The organism is Marinomonas foliarum, assembly GCF_003337275.1.
Classification (GTDB): Bacteria; Pseudomonadota; Gammaproteobacteria; order Pseudomonadales; family Marinomonadaceae; genus Marinomonas; species Marinomonas foliarum.
This window is the reverse complement of the sequence record NZ_QPJQ01000007.1, coordinates 91,874-113,140: the sequence shown is the minus strand read 5'-3', so window position 1 is coordinate 113,140 and position 21,267 is coordinate 91,874. Positions and strand designations below refer to the sequence as shown.

Annotated in this window: 19 protein-coding genes; 12 read left to right on the top strand and 7 right to left on the bottom strand. The window is 43.6% G+C overall.

The window, feature by feature from the left end:
* Nucleotides 1-60: 60 nt before the first annotated feature.
* The gene (locus tag DFP77_RS05645) at nucleotides 61-1,074 is read right to left on the bottom strand and encodes a DctP family TRAP transporter solute-binding subunit (protein WP_114411305.1); all 1,014 of its coding nucleotides are present in this window, start codon (nucleotides 1,072-1,074) and stop codon (nucleotides 61-63) included.
* A gap of 657 nt (nucleotides 1,075-1,731) precedes the next feature.
* On the opposite strand from DFP77_RS05645, the gene DFP77_RS05640 reads away from it, so the two are divergent.
* The 6 genes from DFP77_RS05640 (at nucleotide 1,732) to DFP77_RS05615 (ending at nucleotide 6,737) form a co-directional block, all read left to right on the top strand.
* Nucleotides 1,732-2,739, top strand: a complete 1,008-nt coding sequence (locus DFP77_RS05640; RefSeq protein WP_114411304.1) for an amidohydrolase family protein — start codon at nucleotides 1,732-1,734, stop codon at nucleotides 2,737-2,739.
* A gap of 30 nt (nucleotides 2,740-2,769) precedes the next feature.
* Complete coding sequence (locus DFP77_RS05635; protein ID WP_114411303.1) at nucleotides 2,770-3,447, top strand: 4-carboxy-4-hydroxy-2-oxoadipate aldolase/oxaloacetate decarboxylase; 678 nt, start codon at nucleotides 2,770-2,772, stop codon at nucleotides 3,445-3,447.
* The gene (locus DFP77_RS05630; protein ID WP_114411302.1) at nucleotides 3,440-4,528 is read left to right on the top strand and encodes a 4-oxalomesaconate tautomerase; all 1,089 of its coding nucleotides are present in this window, start codon (nucleotides 3,440-3,442) and stop codon (nucleotides 4,526-4,528) included. The genes DFP77_RS05635 and DFP77_RS05630 overlap by 8 nt, the downstream gene beginning before the upstream one ends.
* A gap of 84 nt (nucleotides 4,529-4,612) precedes the next feature.
* Complete coding sequence (locus DFP77_RS05625; RefSeq protein WP_114411301.1) at nucleotides 4,613-5,485, top strand: amidohydrolase family protein; 873 nt, start codon at nucleotides 4,613-4,615, stop codon at nucleotides 5,483-5,485.
* Between the two features lie 41 nt (nucleotides 5,486-5,526).
* Nucleotides 5,527-5,889, top strand: a complete 363-nt coding sequence (locus DFP77_RS05620; protein ID WP_114411300.1) for a protocatechuate 4,5-dioxygenase subunit alpha — start codon at nucleotides 5,527-5,529, stop codon at nucleotides 5,887-5,889.
* Nucleotides 5,889-6,737, top strand: a complete 849-nt coding sequence (locus DFP77_RS05615; RefSeq protein WP_114411299.1) for a class III extradiol dioxygenase family protein — start codon at nucleotides 5,889-5,891, stop codon at nucleotides 6,735-6,737. The genes DFP77_RS05620 and DFP77_RS05615 overlap by 1 nt, the downstream gene beginning before the upstream one ends.
* 74 nt (nucleotides 6,738-6,811) lie before the next feature.
* Here the strand turns inward: DFP77_RS05615 and DFP77_RS19960 are convergent, their stop codons facing one another.
* Complete coding sequence (locus DFP77_RS19960) at nucleotides 6,812-8,152, bottom strand: methyl-accepting chemotaxis protein (RefSeq protein ID WP_309477158.1); 1,341 nt, start codon at nucleotides 8,150-8,152, stop codon at nucleotides 6,812-6,814.
* Nucleotides 8,153-8,390: 238 nt separating this feature from the next.
* On the bottom strand, nucleotides 8,391-9,341 hold the full coding sequence (locus tag DFP77_RS05605; RefSeq protein ID WP_114411298.1) for a LysR family transcriptional regulator: 951 nt from the start codon (nucleotides 9,339-9,341) through the stop codon (nucleotides 8,391-8,393).
* 200 nt (nucleotides 9,342-9,541) lie between these two features.
* Here DFP77_RS05605 and DFP77_RS05600 point away from each other — a divergent pair, with 200 nt between their 5' ends.
* Together DFP77_RS05600 and oadA are read left to right on the top strand one after the other, a co-directional pair.
* Nucleotides 9,542-10,957 carry an acetyl-CoA carboxylase biotin carboxylase subunit gene (locus DFP77_RS05600; RefSeq protein WP_114411297.1) on the top strand — a complete coding sequence of 472 codons (1,416 nt, stop codon included), beginning with the start codon at nucleotides 9,542-9,544 and terminating at the stop codon, nucleotides 10,955-10,957.
* 17 nt (nucleotides 10,958-10,974) lie between these two features.
* Nucleotides 10,975-12,783, top strand: a complete 1,809-nt coding sequence (gene oadA / locus DFP77_RS05595; RefSeq protein ID WP_114411296.1) for a sodium-extruding oxaloacetate decarboxylase subunit alpha — start codon at nucleotides 10,975-10,977, stop codon at nucleotides 12,781-12,783.
* Nucleotides 12,784-12,879: 96 nt separating this feature from the next.
* Here oadA and DFP77_RS05590 read toward each other — a convergent pair whose 3' ends face one another.
* The 3 genes from DFP77_RS05590 to DFP77_RS05580 all read right to left on the bottom strand — a co-directional run bounded on the left by DFP77_RS05590 (nucleotide 12,880) and on the right by DFP77_RS05580 (nucleotide 16,265).
* A complete protein-coding gene (locus tag DFP77_RS05590; RefSeq protein WP_114411295.1) occupies nucleotides 12,880-13,860 on the bottom strand; it encodes an aldo/keto reductase in 981 nt (326 codons plus the stop codon).
* 93 nt (nucleotides 13,861-13,953) lie between these two features.
* Nucleotides 13,954-14,901 carry a Gfo/Idh/MocA family oxidoreductase gene (locus tag DFP77_RS05585; protein ID WP_114411294.1) on the bottom strand — a complete coding sequence of 316 codons (948 nt, stop codon included), beginning with the start codon at nucleotides 14,899-14,901 and terminating at the stop codon, nucleotides 13,954-13,956.
* Nucleotides 14,902-15,050: 149 nt separating this feature from the next.
* Nucleotides 15,051-16,265: a LysR family transcriptional regulator gene (locus DFP77_RS05580; RefSeq protein WP_114411293.1), complete on the bottom strand. Its 1,215-nt coding sequence runs from the start codon at nucleotides 16,263-16,265 to the stop codon at nucleotides 15,051-15,053.
* Nucleotides 16,266-16,772: 507 nt separating this feature from the next.
* Between DFP77_RS05580 and DFP77_RS05570 the strand changes: the two genes are divergently transcribed.
* From DFP77_RS05570 to aroQ, 4 genes are all read left to right on the top strand, one after another.
* Nucleotides 16,773-17,627 (top strand): shikimate dehydrogenase family protein, encoded by an 855-nt coding sequence (locus tag DFP77_RS05570; RefSeq protein ID WP_114411291.1) that lies wholly within the window; start codon nucleotides 16,773-16,775, stop codon nucleotides 17,625-17,627.
* A 154-nt stretch (nucleotides 17,628-17,781) separates the two neighbouring features.
* Nucleotides 17,782-18,489: a GntR family transcriptional regulator gene (locus DFP77_RS05565; protein ID WP_114411290.1), complete on the top strand. Its 708-nt coding sequence runs from the start codon at nucleotides 17,782-17,784 to the stop codon at nucleotides 18,487-18,489.
* A gap of 83 nt (nucleotides 18,490-18,572) precedes the next feature.
* Nucleotides 18,573-19,505: an AEC family transporter gene (locus tag DFP77_RS05560; RefSeq protein WP_114411289.1), complete on the top strand. Its 933-nt coding sequence runs from the start codon at nucleotides 18,573-18,575 to the stop codon at nucleotides 19,503-19,505.
* Between the two features lie 51 nt (nucleotides 19,506-19,556).
* Nucleotides 19,557-20,009 carry a type II 3-dehydroquinate dehydratase gene (gene aroQ, locus DFP77_RS05555; protein WP_114411288.1) on the top strand — a complete coding sequence of 151 codons (453 nt, stop codon included), beginning with the start codon at nucleotides 19,557-19,559 and terminating at the stop codon, nucleotides 20,007-20,009.
* 70 nt (nucleotides 20,010-20,079) lie between these two features.
* Here aroQ and pcaQ read toward each other — a convergent pair whose 3' ends face one another.
* Nucleotides 20,080-21,045 (bottom strand): pca operon transcription factor PcaQ, encoded by a 966-nt coding sequence (gene pcaQ / locus DFP77_RS05550; RefSeq protein ID WP_114411287.1) that lies wholly within the window; start codon nucleotides 21,043-21,045, stop codon nucleotides 20,080-20,082.
* Nucleotides 21,046-21,267 lie beyond the last annotated feature (222 nt).

Sequence of the window (21,267 nt, the reverse complement as noted above, 5' to 3'; positions counted from 1 at the left end):
AAGGAAAAACAACCGAAAGCCCGCCAAAGGCTTTCGGTTATCGGTTTACAGAATTATAGCTTATTGTGAATTACTAACGACTTTTACAGACATTTGAGCACGTTCAATCCATTCTGGCTCCACTTCACCTTTTAACCAATTAATGACAGCTGGTTGCGCTGCATCACGGAATTTAGCCATTTGTTCTGGCGTTGGTGTCGTAATTTGCATGCCATTTTCTGCTAATGATTTTAGACCTTTTGCAGAATTAAACTGCTGAATTGCGCGGCCAAGAGTACCTGCTACTTTTGCTGCACGGTCAATAATGGCACGGTCTTCATCACTTAATGACTGGTAAACATCTTCATTCATCAACAAGAAATCTGTGCCGTAAACGTGGCCATCTAGTGTTAGGTATTTTTGGAACTCATAAAACTTGTTCGCTTCGATAACGCTAACAGGGTTTTCTTGTCCGTCCACAACGCCTGTTGTTAATGCAGATGGTACTTCAGGCCATGCAATTGGGGTTGGCTCGGCGCCCATTGCTTTTACCATTTCAACGTACAGAGGCAATGTTTGAACGCGAATTTTAAGGCCGCTCATGTCTTTTGGTTCAGCCACTGGGCGCTTAGAGTTGGTGAAATTACGAAAACCTGTTTCACCGTAGGCAAGGGTACGCAATCCACTTTCTTTTAAGCAATGCTCAGACAATGCTTTACCGAATTCACCATCAAGCACTTCCCAAGCAACAGGTGCAGATGGAAAAAGGTATGGAATTTCCAAAACAGATGCTTCTTTACAAACTTTAGCAAAGGCGCCAGATACCATCGCCATGCTTAGTGTACCTTCCTGTGCTGATTGCACTAGGTCTGTTTCACCACCTAGCTGACTAGAAGGATATATATTTACTTCGATACGACCAGCGGATTCTGCTTCAACAAGGTTTTTAAAAACCTCAGTTGCAGCGCCTTTTTTAGACGTTGTCCACTCTTGGGGGTCAACATGGCCAATTGTCAGAGTTAGATCTGCAGCACTAACACTGCTTACTGCGCCGGCAGCAAGTAAACCAAGCGTAAGTTTTTTTGTTAGGTTCATTTTTACGTCTCCAAGTTCGGGGTGTCCCGATAGTCTTATTTTTGTATTTCTACTCTATAGTCTAAAGATATAGGTAGGTGATTCACTATTCGCTCTTAGCGTTCTGGTTTTGCAAATAATATAGGATCATTTGAAAAATACCCTATATTTTTTAATGGATCCACAAAAGGCAAGTCAAACATAGGTTTAAACTTGTTTCCTTGTGATGCTTTAAAGCTTTGCTCTCGACCTCATTCAAGTGGAGAGTTACATCAAAATGTAGCAATTTTTGCATTTTTAGAAATGAATTTTTAATGTTTCATGTATATCAAAAAAGGAATATGAAAATACTAAGATGCAAGTTTTTTTTGAAAAAGATCATATATATCAATGCTTTTTTGCACTTCATGTTGATTGAGAAGGTGTTTGGTCTATGCTGTTTATCATATTGAATAACGTAAATAAGCCAAAAAAGAATTGGACGAAAAAACATCTATATCAAAATTTAATACCCTTTCGGTTAAATTGAAATAGCCAAAATGTCTTTAGATAACGAATACTCAGTGAAGATTTTAATGAGATGGCGGTGTTAATCCAGAAGGCGAAAGGCGTATAACGTAAAGTTAGGCCTTCTATATCACCGTATTGTTACCTTAAATAAGAATAGAGAGCAGTAACATGATTATAGATTGCCATGGGCATTATACGACTACGCCACCAGGTGTGGGTGAATATCGCGATAATCAAAAAGCACAAGTTGCTAAAGACCCTGCGTTTGTTGGTGAAAAAGGTAAAGTCATTGTTTCGGATGATGAAATTCGCGACAGTATTATTAATAATCAGCTTCGTCTACAGCAAGAGCGTGGCACTGATCTGACTATTTTCTCTCCCCGTGCTAGTTGGATGGGGCACCATATTGGTAATGAATACACTAGCCAATACTGGACAGAGCATCAAAACGATTTGATTCGCCGCGTTTGTGATCTTTTTCCTGAGAACTTTGCTCCTGTTGCACAATTACCACAATCACCAGGTGTTGACCCAGGCAAGTCAGTTGCTGAGATCGTTCGTACTGTTGAAGAAATGGGCTTTATCGGTATCAACTTGAACCCAGATCCAAGTGGCGGTTATTGGCAAGATAAGTCTTTAGCAGACCGTTCTTTTTATCCTATCTATGAAAAAATGTGCGAATACGACATCCCTGCGATGATTCATGTAAGCGCGGCATGTAACGATTGTTTCCACACTACTGGGTCGCATTACTTGGGGGCAGATACTACTGGTTTTCAGCAATTGATGATGTCCGACGTTTTTAAAGATTTTCCAGAGCTAAAAATCATCATTCCTCATGGCGGCGGCGCTGTGCCTTATCACTGGGGACGTTTCCGTGGCATGGCACAAGATCAAGGTTTTGATCTTGCTGAACGTGTGTTGAATAACATCTACTTTGATACCTGTGTTTATCATCAGCGTGGTATTGATCTACTTCTTGATATTATTCCTACTAAGAACATTTTGTTTGCTTCTGAAATGATTGGTGCGGTACGCGGTGTTGATCCAGAAACGGGTCACTATTTTGATGACACCAAACGTTACATAGATAACAACACAGTGTTATCCGCGGAGCAGAAACAAGCTATCTTTGAAGGCAATGCTCGTAGCGTTTTTTCTAGATTAAAAGCGTAAGGCTAACGATTAAAGGGATAGGAAAGCATCATGCGAAACAATGTAGTAGTACAAAATATTGAACGAGCTGACCAAGCTGTAATCGACGGTTTAGCTGAGTGTGGCGTAGCGACCATTCATGAATCTCAAGGTCGTGTTGGTTTATTGGCACATTACATGCGCCCAATCCAAATGGACAAAACCATTGCTGGTTCTGCGGTCACCATTTCTGGAGCGGCGGGCGATAACTGGATGATGCATGTTGCCATTGAGCAATGTAAAGCAGGGGATGTGATGGTTTTTGCGCCAACGTCGCCATCGAATCACGGCTTCTTTGGGGATTTGTTAGCAACCTCTGCGCAATCTCGTGGTGTAGTGGGTTTGATTATCGAAGGCGGTGTTCGTGATACTCGCGACCTTCGTGAAATGAACTTCCCTGTTTGGTCAAAAGCCGTGTTTGCTGAAGGTACGATTAAAGAAACCGTTGGTTCAGTGAACGTACCTATGGTTTGCGCTGATGCCTTGGTTAACCCAGGTGATGTGATTGTAGCCGACGATGACGGTGTGGTTGTGGTGCGCCGTGAGAATGCAGCTGAAGTATTGGAATTATCTCGTAAACGTATGGCAAACGAAGAAGCAAAGCGTGTGCGTATGGCTAATGGCGAATTGGGTCTAGATATTTATGAAATGCGCCCTCGCCTAAAAGAGAAAGGCCTAAAATATGTCTAAACAGACAGGCGTTTTAAAAAGTGCGCCTTGTATGTGGATGCGTGGCGGCACATCAAAAGGGGCGTATTTCTTAGCGGAAGATTTACCTGCTGATGTTGATGCGCGTGCGCAGTTTTTGTTGCGGGTGATGGGCTCGCCAGATGAACGTCAGATCGACGGCATCGGTGGCGCTGATCCATTGGCATCCAAAGTGGCCGTAGTGAAAAAATCTGCACGTGACGACGCTGATGTAGATTACTTGTTTTTACAGGTATTTGTTGATCAGGCGATCGTGACCGATGCGCAAAACTGCGGCAATATTTTAGCGGGGATTGCACCGTTTGCGATTGAGCGGGGTTTGGTTGCTGCGGAAGAAGGCGAAACCTCCGTACGTATTTTCATGGAAAACACAGGTCAAATCGCGGTTGCTCGTGTGTTGGTAAAAGACGGTGAAGTGCAGTACGAAGGTGATGCTCGCATTGACGGCGTACCGGGCTTTTCAGCGCCAGTTCCCATTGTTTTCCAAGATACGGCGGGTTCCAGTTGCGGTGCTTTATTGCCAACAGGTAACGTAGTCGATGTGATTGATGGCATTGAAGTAACTTGCATCGATAACGGTATGCCTGTGGTGATCATCCGTGCTGTGGACATGGGGATTACGGGTACTGAGTCTCGTGAAGAGCTTGAAGCCAATGATGTTTTACGCGCCAAGCTAGAATCCATCCGTTTGCAAGTCGGGCCTATGATGAATTTAGGCGATGTGAAAGAGAAGTCTGTGCCCAAAATGACCATGGTGAGTGCCGCGACGAATGGTGGTGCTATTTCTACGCGTACATTTATTCCTCATCGTTGCCATGCATCGATTGGTGTATTGGGTGCGGTTAGTGTGGCGACAGCTGCCGTTCTGAAAGGCTCGCCGGCTAATGAAGTGGCTAAGTTTGAGCTGAGTGCGCGTATGACGCTGGATGTTGAGCATCCGATTGGCGCGATGACAGTGATCTTGGATCAAGAAGAAAATGGTGATGTTGGCTCTGCGGCCATTCTACGCACCGCGAGAAAACTGTTTGATGGGCAAGTGTTTGCTCATAGCAACGGCCTTTAGTTGCCTTTCTTCTATTGACGATATAACGACTGGTCAAACAGAAGGCTGGTTAATTAGAACGAATAATAAAACAGGTATTTGAACATGATGGACAAAGATTATATTCCATTTCACGCAAACCCAAGCGTGCCTACTTTTAAAGCGCCAGCGGGTGCGGTAGATGCCCATTGTCACGTTTTTGGTCCAGCGGATAAATTTCCCTACCATCCAAAACGTAAATACACGCCTTGCGATGCATCCAAAGAACAGTTGTTTGCGCTGCGTGATCATTTGGGTTTTTCTCGTAATGTGATTGTTCAAGCATCTTGTCATAGTACCGATAATTCCGCGTTGATCGATGCTTTAGAAACAGCCGGCGATTTAGCGCGTGGCGTGGCCTTTGTTGATGATTCAATAACCCATGAAGACATTGAAAAAATGCACGCTGTGGGTGTTCGCGGTGTACGTTTCAACTTTGTGAAACGCCTTGTTGATAGCACGCCAAGAGACGTTTTTTTCTCGATAGCTGAGAAGATTCGCCCTTTCGGTTGGCACATTGTTGTCTATTTCGAAGTGGCCGATTTAGAAGAGTTGATTCCTTTTTTGAAAGAATTGAATACCACCATTGTGGTTGACCACATGGGGACGCCAAATGTTGCCAACGGTGTTGATCACCCTGACTTTCAGCGCTTTGTTAACTTTATGGCGGACAACGACAATGTATGGTGTAAGGTAAGTTGTCCAGAGCGTTTAACGCAACATGCGCCTGATTACTCTGATGTCTATCCTTTTGCTCGTACGTTAGTTGAGAAGTTCTCTGATCGTGTCTTATGGGGAACCGATTGGCCGCATCCTAATATGAAAGTGGAAGCACCAAATGATGGTCATCTTGTGGATGTGATCCCACATATCGCGCCAACGCCTGAATTACAGCAAGCGTTGTTGGTGGATAATCCAATGCGTCTGTATTGGGCATAATCCACATTCCGCCGTAAAGTATAAAAATAGAGGTTAGCAAGATGGCTAGTAACTATACAGATCGACAGTTTCAAGGGACGTACCTTTTTGATGGCCAAATGGCCAAGAAAGGCTATGGCTTAAATAAAATGTGTTACTCGTTTAATGAGCAAGTAGCACGTGATGAATTTAATGCTGATCCAGAAGCTTACTGTGAAAAGTTCAAACTCACAGAAGCGCAAAAAGAAGCCATTCGTAATAGAGATGTGATTGGGCTTTTGCGTGAAGGTGGCAGTATTTATTATTTAGCAAAGTTTACGGGTTTGCTAAAACTAAACATGCAAGATATTGGTGGATTGCAAACCGGTATGAGTACGGATGAATTCAAAGCAATGCTAGAAAAAAATGGGCGAGGAGAAGTCTAATGGCTAACATTATTGGTGCAGTAACGACTTCCCATATTCCTGCGATTGCGAACGCAATGGCGAATGGGTTGGAAGAAACGCCATATTGGAAACCATTTTTTGATGGTTACCCACCAGTGCGTGATTGGCTAAACGAGAAGAAACCAGACGTTATCATTTTGTTTTACAACGATCATGGCTTGGAGTTTTTTATTGATAAAAAGCCGACCTTTGCGATGGGGGTTGCAGACGAATATTATAACGCGGATGAAGGCTGGGGGATTCCTACCATTCCACCAGTGACTGGTGAGTCAGATTTGTCTTGGCACATTGCCAACAGTATTGTCGACGAAGGTTTTGACATGACGATCTGCCAAGAAATGAAGGTTGATCATGGATTAACGGTTCCGCTGAATCTTATGTGGCCAGGTCATAAATACGGTCATGTAAAAGTTATTCCTGTCTGCATCAACTGTGAACAATACCCAATGCCACAACCTAAACGTACGTTTGAATTGGGCAAAGCGATCGGTCGTGCTGTGGCATCTTACGAAGAAGATCTTAACGTGGTTGTCTTTGGTACTGGTGGTATGTCTCATCAGTTAGACGGTGAGCGAGCGGGTATTATTAACCGTACTTTTGATATTGATTGTCTTGATAAATTGGTGTCAGACCCAGAAGCGTTAACGAAATACACCAACTTGGATCTTGTTGAGCAAGGCGGATCGCAAGCGGTAGAGCTGAATATGTTGATTGCGATGCGTGGTACTTTACTGGGTAAAGTGACCGAGCTGCATCGAAATTACCATGCGCCAATTTCGAATACAGGTTCTGGTTTGATGTTGTTAGAGCATGAAATGCCGAAGTAACAAATCTTCTTGTTAGAGCATTCCATGGTGAATATAAAAAATCCGCTATCTACGATAATAGATAGCGGATTTTTTTAGTTTTTCTCAATATCCAATAATTTGTTAACGGTATTGGAAACGTGTATCGCGCCTTTGAGTATCTCATCAATGATGCCGGATGCTTCGTCTATAAATTGAGCATTCTCTTTAGAGCGTTCACTCACCTTGCTCATACTTTCTTTGGCTTGACGAGTTAAGTTGCTGTTCTGTTTTACCATGTCATCAATTTCGATCGTTGATTTGCTTGTTCTTGCTGCAAGTGTTCGAACCTCGTCGGCCACAACCGCAAAGCCTCGACCATTTTCACCTGCGCGAGCGGCTTCAATAGCAGCGTTTAATGCAAGTAAATTGGTTTGATCAGCAATGGAGCCAATGGTTGTCACTATCTTGGCGATACTTTCAGACTGATGGTTTAATTGCTCAATTAGCTCTGTAGAAACGTCAACATCGGCCACGATTTTGTCTGATGTTTCGACTGTACGGCGTAAAATTTGAGCGCCATTCTCTGAAACTTGTGCGGTTTCTACTGACGTGGAGTGAGCTACTTTTGCAGCGTGTTGAATAGCGAGTTGCGTGTTCACACGCTCTGTAATGTCAGAGGCAACTTTAAGGACTTTTACAACCTTACCAAATTGATCGAAAATGGGGTTATAGCTGGCTTCTAGCCACACAGTTTGACCTTGTTTGCTGACTCGCTCAAATTGTCCTGTTTTGAAATCTCCATTCGCTAACTCTGCCCAAAAATTCGGATGCTTTTCATAGAATTCATTAGTACAAAATTTGCGATGCGCCTGACCGATAATTTCTTTGCTAGACTGATAACCCATTGCACTTAAAAAATTATCATTGGCTGTAATAACTGTTCCGTCAGGGGTGAATTCAATAGTGGCAGAAGAGCGATCAATAGCGTTGTAGACGGCTAGTTGGCTGTCTGCAATAAGTTTGGCTTGGGTAACATCGGAAGCAATTTTGACGACTTTTGTCACTACACCATCTACTTCAATTGGAAAATAGGTCGCTTCAAGCCAAATGTCTGAACCATCTTTATGTCTGCGTAAGACGGTCCCTTCTTTACTTTTTCCTGCTGCAAGATCTGACCAGAAGTGTTTGTATTCGGAGCTGGAGGTTACTTGGCTAGGGCAAAATAGAGCATGTTTTTGTCCTTTAATTTCTTCTAGAGAATAGCCTACTGTATTAAGGAATAATGAGTTCGCAGCGAGTATCGTGCCATCTGATGAAAAGCTAATTGTTGCGCAAAATTTTTTCATGGCTTTAATAAAGGCATTGTCTTCACGTTGAGAAACGGCCTGTTCAATCGCAGTATTCCTAGCGATTTTTTTGTCTTTGTTGCTGAAAAATATGGTGATATTCCTCAATCTGATTGTCGGGATTTTATCGTATTCCTTGTAGTCAATCTCCTACAAAACAGATCAAACAATATACTATATCGTCTTTATTTGTTGTTGGTGATTTGTTAATTCCTTGTTATGTGTTGTATACGTTTGATTCAAATAAATAGTTTATATATTTATCAACTATTTATTTAGAAGAAGTTAGATTTACGTCTGAGGCTAGCGATTTAAGGCAGGTGTGAGCTTCATGAAAATGAGGCGGCTATCTATCTTTCATTCGAGAAAACATTGTTTCAAATTGGCCGATATTTTGTTGAATGTAATCAATAAATGATCGCATCGCAGGAGTGGGGTGGCGTCCTTGTGGGTGGATCAAGCACCAAGATCGGCGAAGGGGGAAATCTTTGATCGGTACTTCGATTAAAGTGCCGAGTGTTAATTCAGAAAGAATGCTAAGTTTAGGTAATACAGCGACGCCAAGCCCTGCAATAACGGCATGTTTTATGGCGTCGTTAGAACCGATTTCCATTTCTGCTTGTAAGCGAATGCGTTGTTTTTGGCAATGTAGTTCAAGAGCTAATCGACTGCCTGAACCCGCTTCTCGAAGCAATAAATTGTGTTCTAAAAATGCGCTCAATGATATGTCTTCTAGGGCGAGAAGAGGATGGTTTTGTGGTGCGACAGCGATAAGCTCATTGTTCAAAAATGGTATGCTAAACATAGGTTTATCATTGGGTACCATGCCCATTATGGCTAATTCATCATGATTCTCACCAAGACGCTTGATAGCTGCAGCGCGGTTCATGACTTTCACATTTATGGTGACGTTTGGATGTAGGCTAGTATAGGCCCGAAGCAAATAAGGCACCACGTACTGCGCTGTACTCACAGCTACTAAGTTCAACTCACCAGATATCAGCCCAGCTTCCTCAGATAAGTCGTCTTGAAAGCGCTGTATTTCATCAAACATGGCGTGAATACATTTGGCTAATCGCTTGGCAGTCGCAGTGCTGTAAAGTTGGCGACCAACGTATTCAAACAGCGGTTGTTCTAATGCACTTTCAAGCTGTCGTATTTGATTACTTACGGCCGGTTGGCTCAGCCCCAGCATATCACCAGCTCGGCTGTAGCTACTCAATTCATAAACGCTATTAAAGACTTGTAGTTGTCTAAAAGTAAGCCGGTTGACTAAGCTTTGTACACTTTGAGGCATTGTTTTTGTTTTCCCTTGGTTTATCTATTAGCGCTTATCTATCGGCTTTTATCTATCAGGAATAGCTTATACATAAATGTCGTAATATCAATTTTTACTTTGGTTGATCTTTGAGTAGTCTGAATATTCAGAGATATTTGTACAAAAGTTGTGCTCGCTACGTTGTGCAGTGATCTCTTCAAACAAGAAAGGAGTGACTCATGTTAAAAAAAGTGTTGATCGCCAACCGAGGTGAAATTGCGGTTCGTATCATTCGCGCTTGCTCAGAGGCTGGGATTCGCTCTGTCGCGATATTTACGGAACCGGATCGATATGCGTTGCATGCCAAGCGTGCAGACGAGTCTTACTCGTTGGGTGATGATCCACTTGCCGGTTATTTAGACCCCTTGCGTCTAGTGAACTTAGCCATAGAAACGGGTTGTGATGCGATTCACCCAGGTTATGGCTTTTTATCTGAAAATGCGCATTTTGCTGAATTGTGTGAGCAAAAAGGCGTTACCTTTATTGGCCCTCATTCGTCTGTTATTCATAAAATGGGCGATAAAACCCAAGCTCGTGACAGTATGCGTGCGGCAGGCATTCCGGTGACACCAGGCTCAGAAGGAAACCTGGCAAATCTCGACGAGGCATTAGCTTTAGCAGGGAAAGTGGGTTATCCAGTGATGATTAAGGCCACTTCTGGTGGTGGCGGTCGCGGTATTCGACGCTGTGATACCCCAGAAGAATTAACCTCTCAATACCCTCGTGTTATTTCCGAAGCGACTAAAGCGTTTGGTTCCGCAGAAGTATTTTTAGAAAAATGCATCGTTGATCCTTGTCATATTGAAGTGCAAATATTAGCGGATTCCCAAGGTGATGCGATTCATTTGTATGAACGTGATTGCTCGATTCAGCGTCGTAACCAAAAGCTTATAGAGATTGCACCAAGCCCACAACTCACTCCAGAACAACGCCAATACATTTGTGATCTCGCAGTGCGAGCAGCCAAAGCGGTAGGCTATGTTAACGCGGGTACGGTGGAGTTCTTACTGTCTGGCAATGAAGTGTATTTCATGGAAATGAATACACGAGTTCAAGTTGAGCACACGATTACCGAGCAAATTACCGGTGTTGATATTGTGCGTGAACAGCTTCGTATTGCGTCTGGTTCGCCGCTTAGCTTCCGCCAAGAAGACATAAGTTATCGTGGTTATGCGATGCAATTTCGTATCAATGCGGAAGATCCAAAGAATGACTTTTTACCTAGCTTTGGACGTATTACCCACTACTACGCACCAGGTGGTCCAGGTGTTCGTGTTGATACGGCGATTTATACGGGTTACGAGATTCCGCCTTACTTTGATTCCATGTGTTTGAAGCTGGTGGTGTGGGCATTGACTTGGGATGAAATGGTGGCGCGAGGTCGTCGAGCTATTGATGATATGCGTTTGCATGGTATTAAAACCACGGCCAATTATTATCAGCAAATTCTAAAACATCCAGATTTTATTAAGGGCGAGTTCAACACAGGATTCGTTCCAGCGCACCCTGAATTATTAAATTATTCCGTTAGACGCCATCCAAGTGACATCGCTTTGGTGTTGGCAGCCGCTATTGCAGCGCATGTTGGTCGATAATCCGCAGGAGGAAGAAAATGAGTCAAGTTAAACAAAAAATAGAAGTGACAGATGTTACCTTGCGTGATGCACACCAATCGCTGATTGCCACTCGTATGCGTACGGAGGATATGTTACCGATTTGTGAGAAACTCGATCAAGTGGGCTTTTGGTCTTTAGAGGTGTGGGGCGGCGCGACTTTTGATGCCTGCGTACGCTTTTTGAAAGAAGACCCTTGGGAGCGTTTGCGTCAGCTTAGAGCAGCTTTGCCAAATACCCGTTTACAAATGTTATTGCGTGGCCAAAACCTACTGGGTTATCGCCATTATGCTGATGATGTGGTGGAAGCCTTTGTGCAAAAAGCGGCTGACAACGGTATTGACGTGTTCCGTGTTTTTGATGCTCTCAATGATCTGCGCAATATTGAAACAGTCATGAAAGCGGTGAAAAAAGCCGGTAAACATGCGCAAGGTACGATTTGTTATACGACCAGTCCTGTGCACACGCTGGCTTTGTTTGTCGAGCAAGCCAAAGCCATGCAAGCCATGGGGGCAGACTCTATTGCGATCAAGGACATGGCTGGATTGTTAACGCCTTATGCGACTTATGATTTGGTAAAAGCGATCAAAGAAGCGGTTGATTTGCCTTTGGTGGTTCACAGTCATTCGACGTCAGGATTGGCGCCCTTGTGTCAGCTTAAAGCAATCGAAGCGGGAGCGGATCGTATTGATACCGCGATTTCATCCTTTGCCAGTGGTACTAGTCATCCAGCGACGGAGACTCAAGTAGCGGCGTTAAAAGATACGGACTACGACACTGGATTGGATTTGGCTCTGTTGTCAGAGATTGCTGACTACTTTCGTGATGTTCGTAAAAAGTATCATCAGTTTGAAAGTGAATTTACTCGCGAAGATGTGTCTGTTCAGGTTAACCAAGTACCGGGCGGCATGATGTCTAATTTGGCGAATCAGTTAAAAGAGCAAAATGCGTTAGATAAGATCCGTGAGGTGTTCGCTGAGATTCCTCGTGTTCGTGCCGATCTTGGCTATCCGCCTTTGGTAACGCCTACCTCGCAAATTGTTGGTACGCAGGCGGTTTATAACGTCTTGGCAGGTCAGCGTTATAAAACTATTACGAATGAAGTAAAACGCTATTTATTGGGTGGTTACGGTCAGCCGCCAGCGGCAGTGAACTCAGAAGTACAGAAAAAAGCGGTGGGCAATGAGACCGTTAATGACGCGCGTCCAGCGGATTCTTTGTCGCCAGAGCTTTATAAGTTGCGCAAAGAAATCGGCGAGTTAGCGAAATCAGAAGAGGACGTACTGACCTTTGCTATGTTCCCAGAACTAGGCCGTGAGTTTTTACAGCAACGTGCTGACGGAACCTTGGTTCCAGAAGTCTTGCTACCGCCAGAGCAGGCTGGCCAAGGTGCAGCAGCGGGTGGCTTAGCTACCGAGTTCAAGATCGATGTGCATGGTGAAGTCTACAATGTGGAAATCACCGGCGTGGGTGACTTTGGGGTTGGCAAGCGCAAGTTGTACTTGTCTTTGGACGGTATGCCAGAAGAAGTGGTGTTCGAATCTCTGAACGAATACGTTGCTGAAGGTGGTGCGGGTCGCTCTCGTGCCACAGAACCAGGCCATGTTAGCGCAGCAATGCCAGGTAATATCATTGATGTCTTGGTCAAAGAAGGCGACACGGTAACAGCGGGTCAAGCTGTACTCGTCACGGAAGCGATGAAGATGGAAACCGAAGTACATGCCAATGTGGCAGGTACGGTAAAAGGCGTTTTCGTTAAGAAAGGCGACCGAGTTACCCCGGGTGAAATGCTAATTGAGATTGCGTAAATCTAAGTTCGGTTAATACCCTAGAAAACGCTTTAAAAACAAAGCCCCTTTGTATCGACAAAGGGGCTTTTTATTGGTTGAGCAGGTTTGCTAAGGTTAAAACTCTTCTGTATCGATTTCGGCTTGTTGGGCTGCAGTATATCGCGTGCCGTGGACGTTATTTTGATTGATCATCTCGTCTAGCAAGCTGACTTGTTTGGCATCCAGCTTTAATTGCGCCGCTTCAAAATTGTCTCTCATATGGTTAACCGAACGAGTGCCCGGAATAGGGACAATATTTTCATCTTTTGCGGTGAGCCAAGCCAAGGCCAGTTGCGCTGGAGTACAGCCGATATCTTTGGCAAGGGCAAAGTAATCGTTCAACAAGGTAAGGTTATTCGGGTAATGCTCGGCGTTAAAGCGTGGCATGTTATTGCGAATGTCTTTAGCTTCTAAATCCGCGATGTCTTTCAGAGTACCGGTTAAGAATCCGCGTGCTACTGGGCTGAAAGCGACAAAAGTAATATCTAATTTTTTACAGGCTTCTAAAACCGCGATTTCTGGATTGCGTGTCCATAAAGAGTATTCGGACTGAAGGGCGCTAACAGGGTATTCGCTATGGGCACGGGTTAAGGTCTCGGCGGACACTTCGGATAAACCTATTGCACCAATTTTGCCTTCTTTTACTAGCTCACCCAGTGCGCCAGCACTTTCTTCGATTGGCACATTGAAGTCACGACGATGCAAATAATACAAATCGATGTGATCTGTTTGCAGGCGTTTTAGGCTGTCTTCGCATTGCTTGCGGATGTTTTCTGGTCGGCCGTTAATCTCTTTTTTACCATCGACCATTGCCATGCCGCATTTGCTGGCGAGGAAGAATTCATCACGACGATCTTTTAGTGCTTTGCCAACCAAAAGCTCATTTTTGCCGCCGCCATATAAAGTCGCGGTATCAAAATGGCGATAACCCATCTCAAAAGCCTGATGTAAGGCTTTAATAGCTTGTTCTTCTTCAACCGGTGAGCCATAAGCATGGGACAAATTCATGCAGCCTAAGCCTATCTTTGGATTGGCTAAGTGAGAGTGTTTTGACATAACAATATCCTTAAATAAAAACAGGGAGCCGAAGCTCCCCGTTTGAGTGTTGTTGAGTCACTTTAGCGTCTTGTCACTTTAGACTATTGCGCCTTAGGCTTCTAGACATTCTTCAAGGCGATGTAGGGTTTCCATCGCTTCGATAGCCTGTGTGACACAAGAGTTTGGTGCACGACCTTCTTGGATCGCAGCAATGAACTCACGATCTTGTAGCTCGATGCCGTTGTTTGAAACCGCAACGCCAGATAGGTCTATCTTGTTTTCGCTGCCATCAAATAGGTCGTCGTAACGTGCGATATAAGTACCATTGTCACAAATGTAACGGAAGAAGGTGCCGAATGGACCGTCGTTATTGAAAGACAAAGACAAGGTGCAGATTGCGCCGTTAGGTACTTTCATACCAATGCTCATGTCCATGGCAATGCCAAGTTCAGGATGGATTGGGCCTTGTAGTGCTTGTACTTTGCTGGCTGTTTCACCTGTTTGGTATTGGAACAAATCCACTGTGTGGCAAGCATGGTGCCAAAGTAGATGGTCGGTCCAAGAGCGGGCTTTGCCAAGAGCATTTTTGTTCGAGCGACGGAAAAAGTAAGTTTGCACGTCCATTTGTTGAACGTTTAATTCACCCGCCATGATTTTATTGTGGATCCACTGGTGGGAAGGGTTAAAACGGCGAGTGTGACCAGCCATCGCTACTAGACCAGTTTTCTTCTGCACTTCAACCACTTTGCGAGCGTCTTCGATGTTGTCTGCCATTGGGATTTCAGACATAACATGTTTGCCGGCTTCAAGGCACTGAATAGTCTGCGCCGCATGCATTTGAGTTGGTGTTGCTAGGATGACAGCGTCAACGTCGTCACGAGCTAAGCTTTCTGCAAGGTCTGTCGTGTAGTGAGGAACGCCGCGCTCTTCAGCAAAGGCTTTAATCGCATCGATTTTAGTGCCAACGACAGAAACGACTTCTGCACCTTCGATCGCCGCAATGGCGTCCATGTGTTTCATGCCGAAAGCGCCAGATGCGCCTGCGATACAAATTCTCATTAGTCTGCTCCTATTCAAGATTTCATGTCGTTATTATTGAACGAAATTTAGGTTTATATTAATAACAAATCTAACATTCGACATCTAATGGGCATAATCCATAAACCGCATAAGCTATTCATTTTTTGCAATGATGTCTTTCAAAAAAATCATCGAAAGCGTTCTGAGATATCGCGTAACAAGCTAAGAAAATGAGATTGTGTGACAGTCGGAAGCCAGCTTTTTCGGACGCAAAGCCCAATTGGTCGACGAGTATGATCCAGTGGGAAGTTAATCTCATTGAGTAATTCAATATTAATTTCGCGCTCCACTTGGTGTGCAGATATTAATGTTAATCGGTCGCTTTCAATTAATAGTTCACGAATCAGTATCTGTGAACTGGACTCAACTAAGCGTGTAGGTAGGGCGATACCTGCGTCGTTGAAAATGTCTTCGAAGGCTTGTCGAGTGGGTGTGCCTTTGGCGGGAACAACCCAAGCAAACTCAGCGAGATCTTTTGCGCTGATATGTTGTTTGCCCATTAAAGGGTGACCTTTACGTGCCACCACTGACAATGGTGGTGCCCATAACTCCTCCTGAACGACGTCGTCAGCTGGTGTTGGATGACGTAATGCACCTAAGATAATATCGATGTCACCTTGGCGTAAGTGGTGAAGCAAATCGGTGTATGGACCTTCTGTGACATTGATGTTCACATCAGGGTGACGTTCGTTAAATTGTAAAATCGACTTGGGCAGAATGGTCATACGCGCTAGAGGCATACTACCAACGGTTATCATGCTGACATCTTTGCTTTGTAATGCGTTGATCTCATAAATACCTTGGCGTAATTCGCTGAAAGCCAACTTTGTAGCTTTGGATAACGTCTGAGCCGCTTTCGTCGCACTTGTGCCAAGGCTGTTTTTTTCAAACAGAACCACCCCAAGCAGTCTTTCTAGGTCTCTTGCTGCGCGATGCACTGAAGACTGTGATACGGCCAAATTCCGGCTGGCAATGCTGAAGTTTTGTGCTTCGCTCACGGCAATTAACGCTCTTAATTGGGTCGTGCTGATCAAAGCGATTAAGTTCTTTGGTGCGCGCTCTTTTAGAGTATTGTCTTTGACGATGTCTTGTGTCGCGCGTTGGATATGATCAATCGCGCGGCTAACACGCTTTTGCCAGACTTCGCCAGCCGTAGTGGGATACATGCCATCAGAATGCCTCTCAAACAAAGACGCACCCAGTAAGCCTTCGAGTTTTGCAATGGCTTGTGTTATGGCTGGTTGAGATAGAAATATATGCTCAGAAGCTCGTGTGATGCTTTTGAGTTCAGCCACGGCAAGAAATACGCGCAGATGCCGTAAGTTTGGTATCGCTATTTCCATATGACCTCCTTATTTTCTTCCAACTATATCAAAAATGAATATTTAATGAATAGACATTATGGGTTCATCGCTTATTTATTCTTAGTCTGGACAGAAAAAAATCATTTGATAAGTTTACATGGAATGTAGGTGTTCTATTTTTTAAATGGAGAAAACTGGGCCTATATCAAAGTTGGAGTTGGGTATGTGTTTCCTATTCGTGGCAATGAATTCATCACGTTATTGAGTAATCATAAGGTGGCTTTGTTGAGCGTGGTGGGTTTGTGTGTCTGTTGGATAATCTTGCTTTTAAGTAGTTTTGATATGACTGAAGACGGCGGAAGTCTCTAGAAATAGTTTATACTGATATGAATTTTCCTATCAAAATACATGTCAAATTGTCATACAACAAACCGTGAGTTTTGGTATACGCTTCTTTTACCCCAGATAAAGGAGGCTTTTTATCCTTTTCTATTTAATTATTAAGAATATGACGTTCTTTTTTGGAATACGTTGGAGACAGCTACAATGTTACACCTAGGTCTAATTGGTCAGGCTATTGCCGCTTCTCGTTCTCCTTCTTTGCATATGATGCTAGGCGAACTTAAACAGCTGCCAGTGGACTATCAGTTACAAGTGCCTGAAGATGATACTGCGGGTTCCTTTAATGCCAAACTTGCTGAAATTCGTTCCTTGGGCTTTGTTGGTACGAATGTAACTTTTCCTTATAAGCAGATCGCTATAGACAGCGCAGACGAAGTAAACGACGCAGTGAAAAAAGTCGGTGCTAGCAATACCTTGTTACTGAAAGACGGTAAAATCCGTGCGTTTAATACTGATTACACTGGTTTTATCCGAGGTTATAAAGGCCGAGTAGGAGATTTACCTGCAGGCAAGGTATTAATGATCGGCGCGGGTGGCGTTGGTCGTGCTATTGGTTTTGCTCTATTTGAAGTGGGTGCGACTGAAGTACTTGTTACCGATTTGAGTGAACGCAGTGCTCAATCATTGGTCGATGCTATTAACGAGGCAGGCTACAAGGCGCGAGTTGTTGCGAAAGAAGACATGGCAGCCGCGGCTGCAGAAGCTGATGGCTTGGTTAACTGTACGCCAGTAGGACATATTAAAAGCCCTGGTATGCCATTATCCGCTGAGTTTATTGGCAATCAGAAATGGGCATTCGATGCTGTTTATACCCCAATGGATACTGAGTATTTGGTAGAAGCGAATAGAAAAGGTCTGCAAATTGTGTCTGGCTTTGATTTGTTCTTTTATCAAGGAATCGATGCTTTCGAAATCTTCACTGGTCAGGAAGTAACGGATGTGAAACCTGTTTGGGATCAATTCCGTGAAAAATACGATGTAGTGAGCTCATTGATCTAGAGAGATTGTTGGTAACTAAATAAATTCATAGAATGAGTGATGAAGAGAAGACGCCAAATGGCGTCTTCTAGTTTGGTTTATCCACTAAGATAACTTTGCTCGTGATATAGTGCAGAGGTCTTACAAGAAAAAGAAAAGGCCTTTAAAATTTTCTATGATTAACTCCGATGACCGTAAATTGGTTGGGCAATCTGTCTATGAGCAGCTACGTTCAGATATCGTAACGGGTAAGCTTTCTCCAGGTGAAAAGCTTAAATTAAACGCCTTGCGTATTCGTTACAGTGCCAGTGTGAATACCTTACGTGAAACCTTGATGCGCTTAGTATCAGATGGTTTTGTACTATTTGTAGATCAAAAAGGTTTTACGGTAAAACCCGTTTCTACCGCCGATTTGCGTGAATTATTAGAGCTGAGACAAATGTTGGAGTTGTCGGCAGTACGCAAATCAATGGAAAATAAAATAGGTCATATGGAATGGAAGTCCGCTTTGATCAGCGCGCATTTTCGTTTGAACTGTGTTGAAAAGCTGATGATGGAAGATGAAGGTAGCCATGTTCAGGCATGGGAAAAAGCTGACCGAGACTTTCACGTTACCATGGTGTCTCATTGTGGTTCGCAGCAGTTGATTCGTTACCACGCATCAGTGATTGAGCTTTATATGCGTTATCAGGTGTTGGCGTTACACCGCCGGCCATTTCGCGGCCAAGCTTCTGTAGAAGAGCATCAGAAACTGCTTAAACATCTTCTTGATGATGAAATTGAGTCAGTATTGACTATCTTAGATTCGCATATTCAGAAAGGGTTGGTCCTACCAGATCCTGAAAAAATATCACTCAATACAAAATCTAAAGCTATCGCTTAACGCTCATTCGATATGATTTCTATGATGAAAACTCTAGCCGAGTTAAAAGCATATAACGCAATAAACCACGAGGATATGGTGACATGGAAGCCGTAATAAACATCACAGCACCGATCTTTTTTTTGATATTTGTGGGATTTATCTGTGTTCGATATTCCTTTCTGCCGCAAGCTGCAATTCCTGGATTGAGTCGGTTTGTTTTGTATCTTGCCTTGCCGGCTCTAATTTTCATGAAACTCTCTAGCATGGAGTTAAAAGAAGTTCTGCATTTTGATTATCTTGCGGTGTATGCCGCGAGTGGTTTAGTGACCTTTTTTATCATTGTATTTCTGAGCTGGCGATTATTGAAAAGTAGTTTGGTAGACGCCGGTGTGAGAGGTGTTGGTGCGACCATGTCAAACAGTGCCTTTATTGGCTTTCCTATCTTATTGCAGTTCTTTGATGATTCATTGACGCAGGCCTTTGTCATGTCGTTGATGATCGAAAATATTATCTTTTTGCCAATTTGCTTGATTTTTATAGAGACAGTATTGGGTAAGGGTGAGAGTAATGGGAAAGGTCTTTTTATCGTTGTTTTAAAACGTATTTCAACCAATCCACTGTTAATTGCTTTAGCCGCAGGTCTGGTGTTTTCTATTTTTGAACTCAGTTTGCCAAACTTTGTTGGTAAAGGTTTTGACCTACTGGCTGCATCTGCTTCTGCGGCAGCACTGATTGTGATTGGTGGGTCTTTGGTTGGTGTATCGATTAAAGGCCAATTAAGCCCCATTTTACTGGTGGCAGTAGGTAAGTTGGTACTATTTCCAGTGATTGTTACCTTGTTATTACTATTAGTGCCTAATATGGCTGAAGAGTTAAAAATCGCGGTGATTATTTTTGCTTCAGTGTCCATGTTTAGCTCTTATCCTATTGTTTGTGGGGAATACGGCGCTCGCAGTTTTTGCGCCAGCACCTTGCTGATTACTACAGTAATGTCATTTTTTACTTTAAGTGTCTTGCTGCGATTCTTTGTATAAAAATTAGAAAGTTTGATTGAATATTTACGCTGATTTATAGGAGCTACTATTATGTCTACCATCATGGTGTTGAACGGTCCAAATTTAAATTTATTGGGGACTCGTGAGCCTGCCACCTATGGCTACGAGACGTTAGCTGATGTAGAAGCTATGTGCCGCGAAGCAGCGCTATCATTAGGCCATGAAGTGGAATGTCATCAATCTAATCACGAAGGTGTACTGATTGATCTTATCCACGAGGCAGGTCGTCGAATTAAAGCGGGTGAAGTGTTGGGTGTTGTATTCAATCCAGGTGCTTATACTCACACATCCGTTGCACTTCACGATGCAATCAAAGGTGCCGACGTGCCAGTGATTGAGGTCCATATCTCTAACGTACACGCTCGCGAAGCGTTTCGTCACCACTCTTATATATCACCTGCTGCAGCGGGAATTGTGGTCGGTATGGGTGTGCAAGGTTATGTTTTAGGTATTCAAGGTTTGGTACACAAGCTTAAGGCATAAGTCCGTTAAGCCAAAACAGATACAGGCAGATATTGGCGGTCTATATCTGTTTTGTCTCAAGCGTCTACCTTCAAATTATGGGACTGTCTTTGTGGTGGTGGTCAATGGGTTTATAGTAGCTGTCTAATGTTTGTGCTGTGTCGCGAATAGCATTCATAAATAGCTTTAACGCTAGAGAGGGGTGTGAATCGGCGCGTGTGGTTAACCCAACAGCACCCAAGGTCTCTTTTGTGTCAATTGGTAGCTCATCTAGCTCGCCATCCGAAATCTCGCGAGCAACAACACCACGAGAAATAATCCACACCGCATCGTTGTTGCGAATAAACTCTTTACCAAATGAATCAGATACTGTGTCGATTCTATCGGTGAGAGTGCTAACCCCTTGGGATAATAAAAAACGATCTACATAAGGCGCTGTAATGGAGCCTTTTGGTGGGTAGAGCACGGTGTAATTGGCAATATCGCTGATTTTAAAGTTTTCTTTTGTCAGCAAAGGATGATTTGGGCGAACGGTAAAGGTGACTTGCTCAGAATATAGATGTTGGAAGGATAAGCCAGACATGGTTTCAGGAACGCCTAAACGTCCGACAACTAAATCTAACTCACCTACTCTCAATTGACTCATCAACAAAGCGTTGGGGCCAGAGACGAGGTGAAGTCGAACATCAAGACCGCCAGTGCGAAAGCGTTTTACCGACTCTGGTAGGATACTCGTGGCAACGGTAGGCAACACGCCAATACTAATACTACTAATGCCTTTTTGTTGTGCTTGAGCGACGCGCTCGGTACCTTCTCGCAATGCTGCAACACTAGTGCTGGCATGTTCTAAAAACACTTTTCCAAAAGGCGTGAGCTCAACACCTTTCTTGCTTCTTTCTAGTAGTCTAACCCCCAAGATATCTTCTAACTCTTTGAGTTTTTTGGATACAGCAGGTTGGGTAAGCGCTAATACATCGGCAGCGCGAACCACGCTCCCTTGGCGCGTGACTTCTAAAAAGCATTGAAGGTGGCGATATTTAATACGGTTTTCTAACATGAAAAGTCTCCCATCGTACACGCATGGTTTCGGTCGCAGCTAACTTGGCTATTAGGTCGTCAGTCACTAAGTAATCAGGCGTGTTACAAGCGCCAATAAGGGAATGATTTTCCTATATTACACTCCTATGTTGCGCCATTGAAAAGGTGTCATGTATTCCTTTTTCGATATATTTTTGGCGCTTTATTTCATTCTTAAGATGACGTCCAATCTCAAAATCTT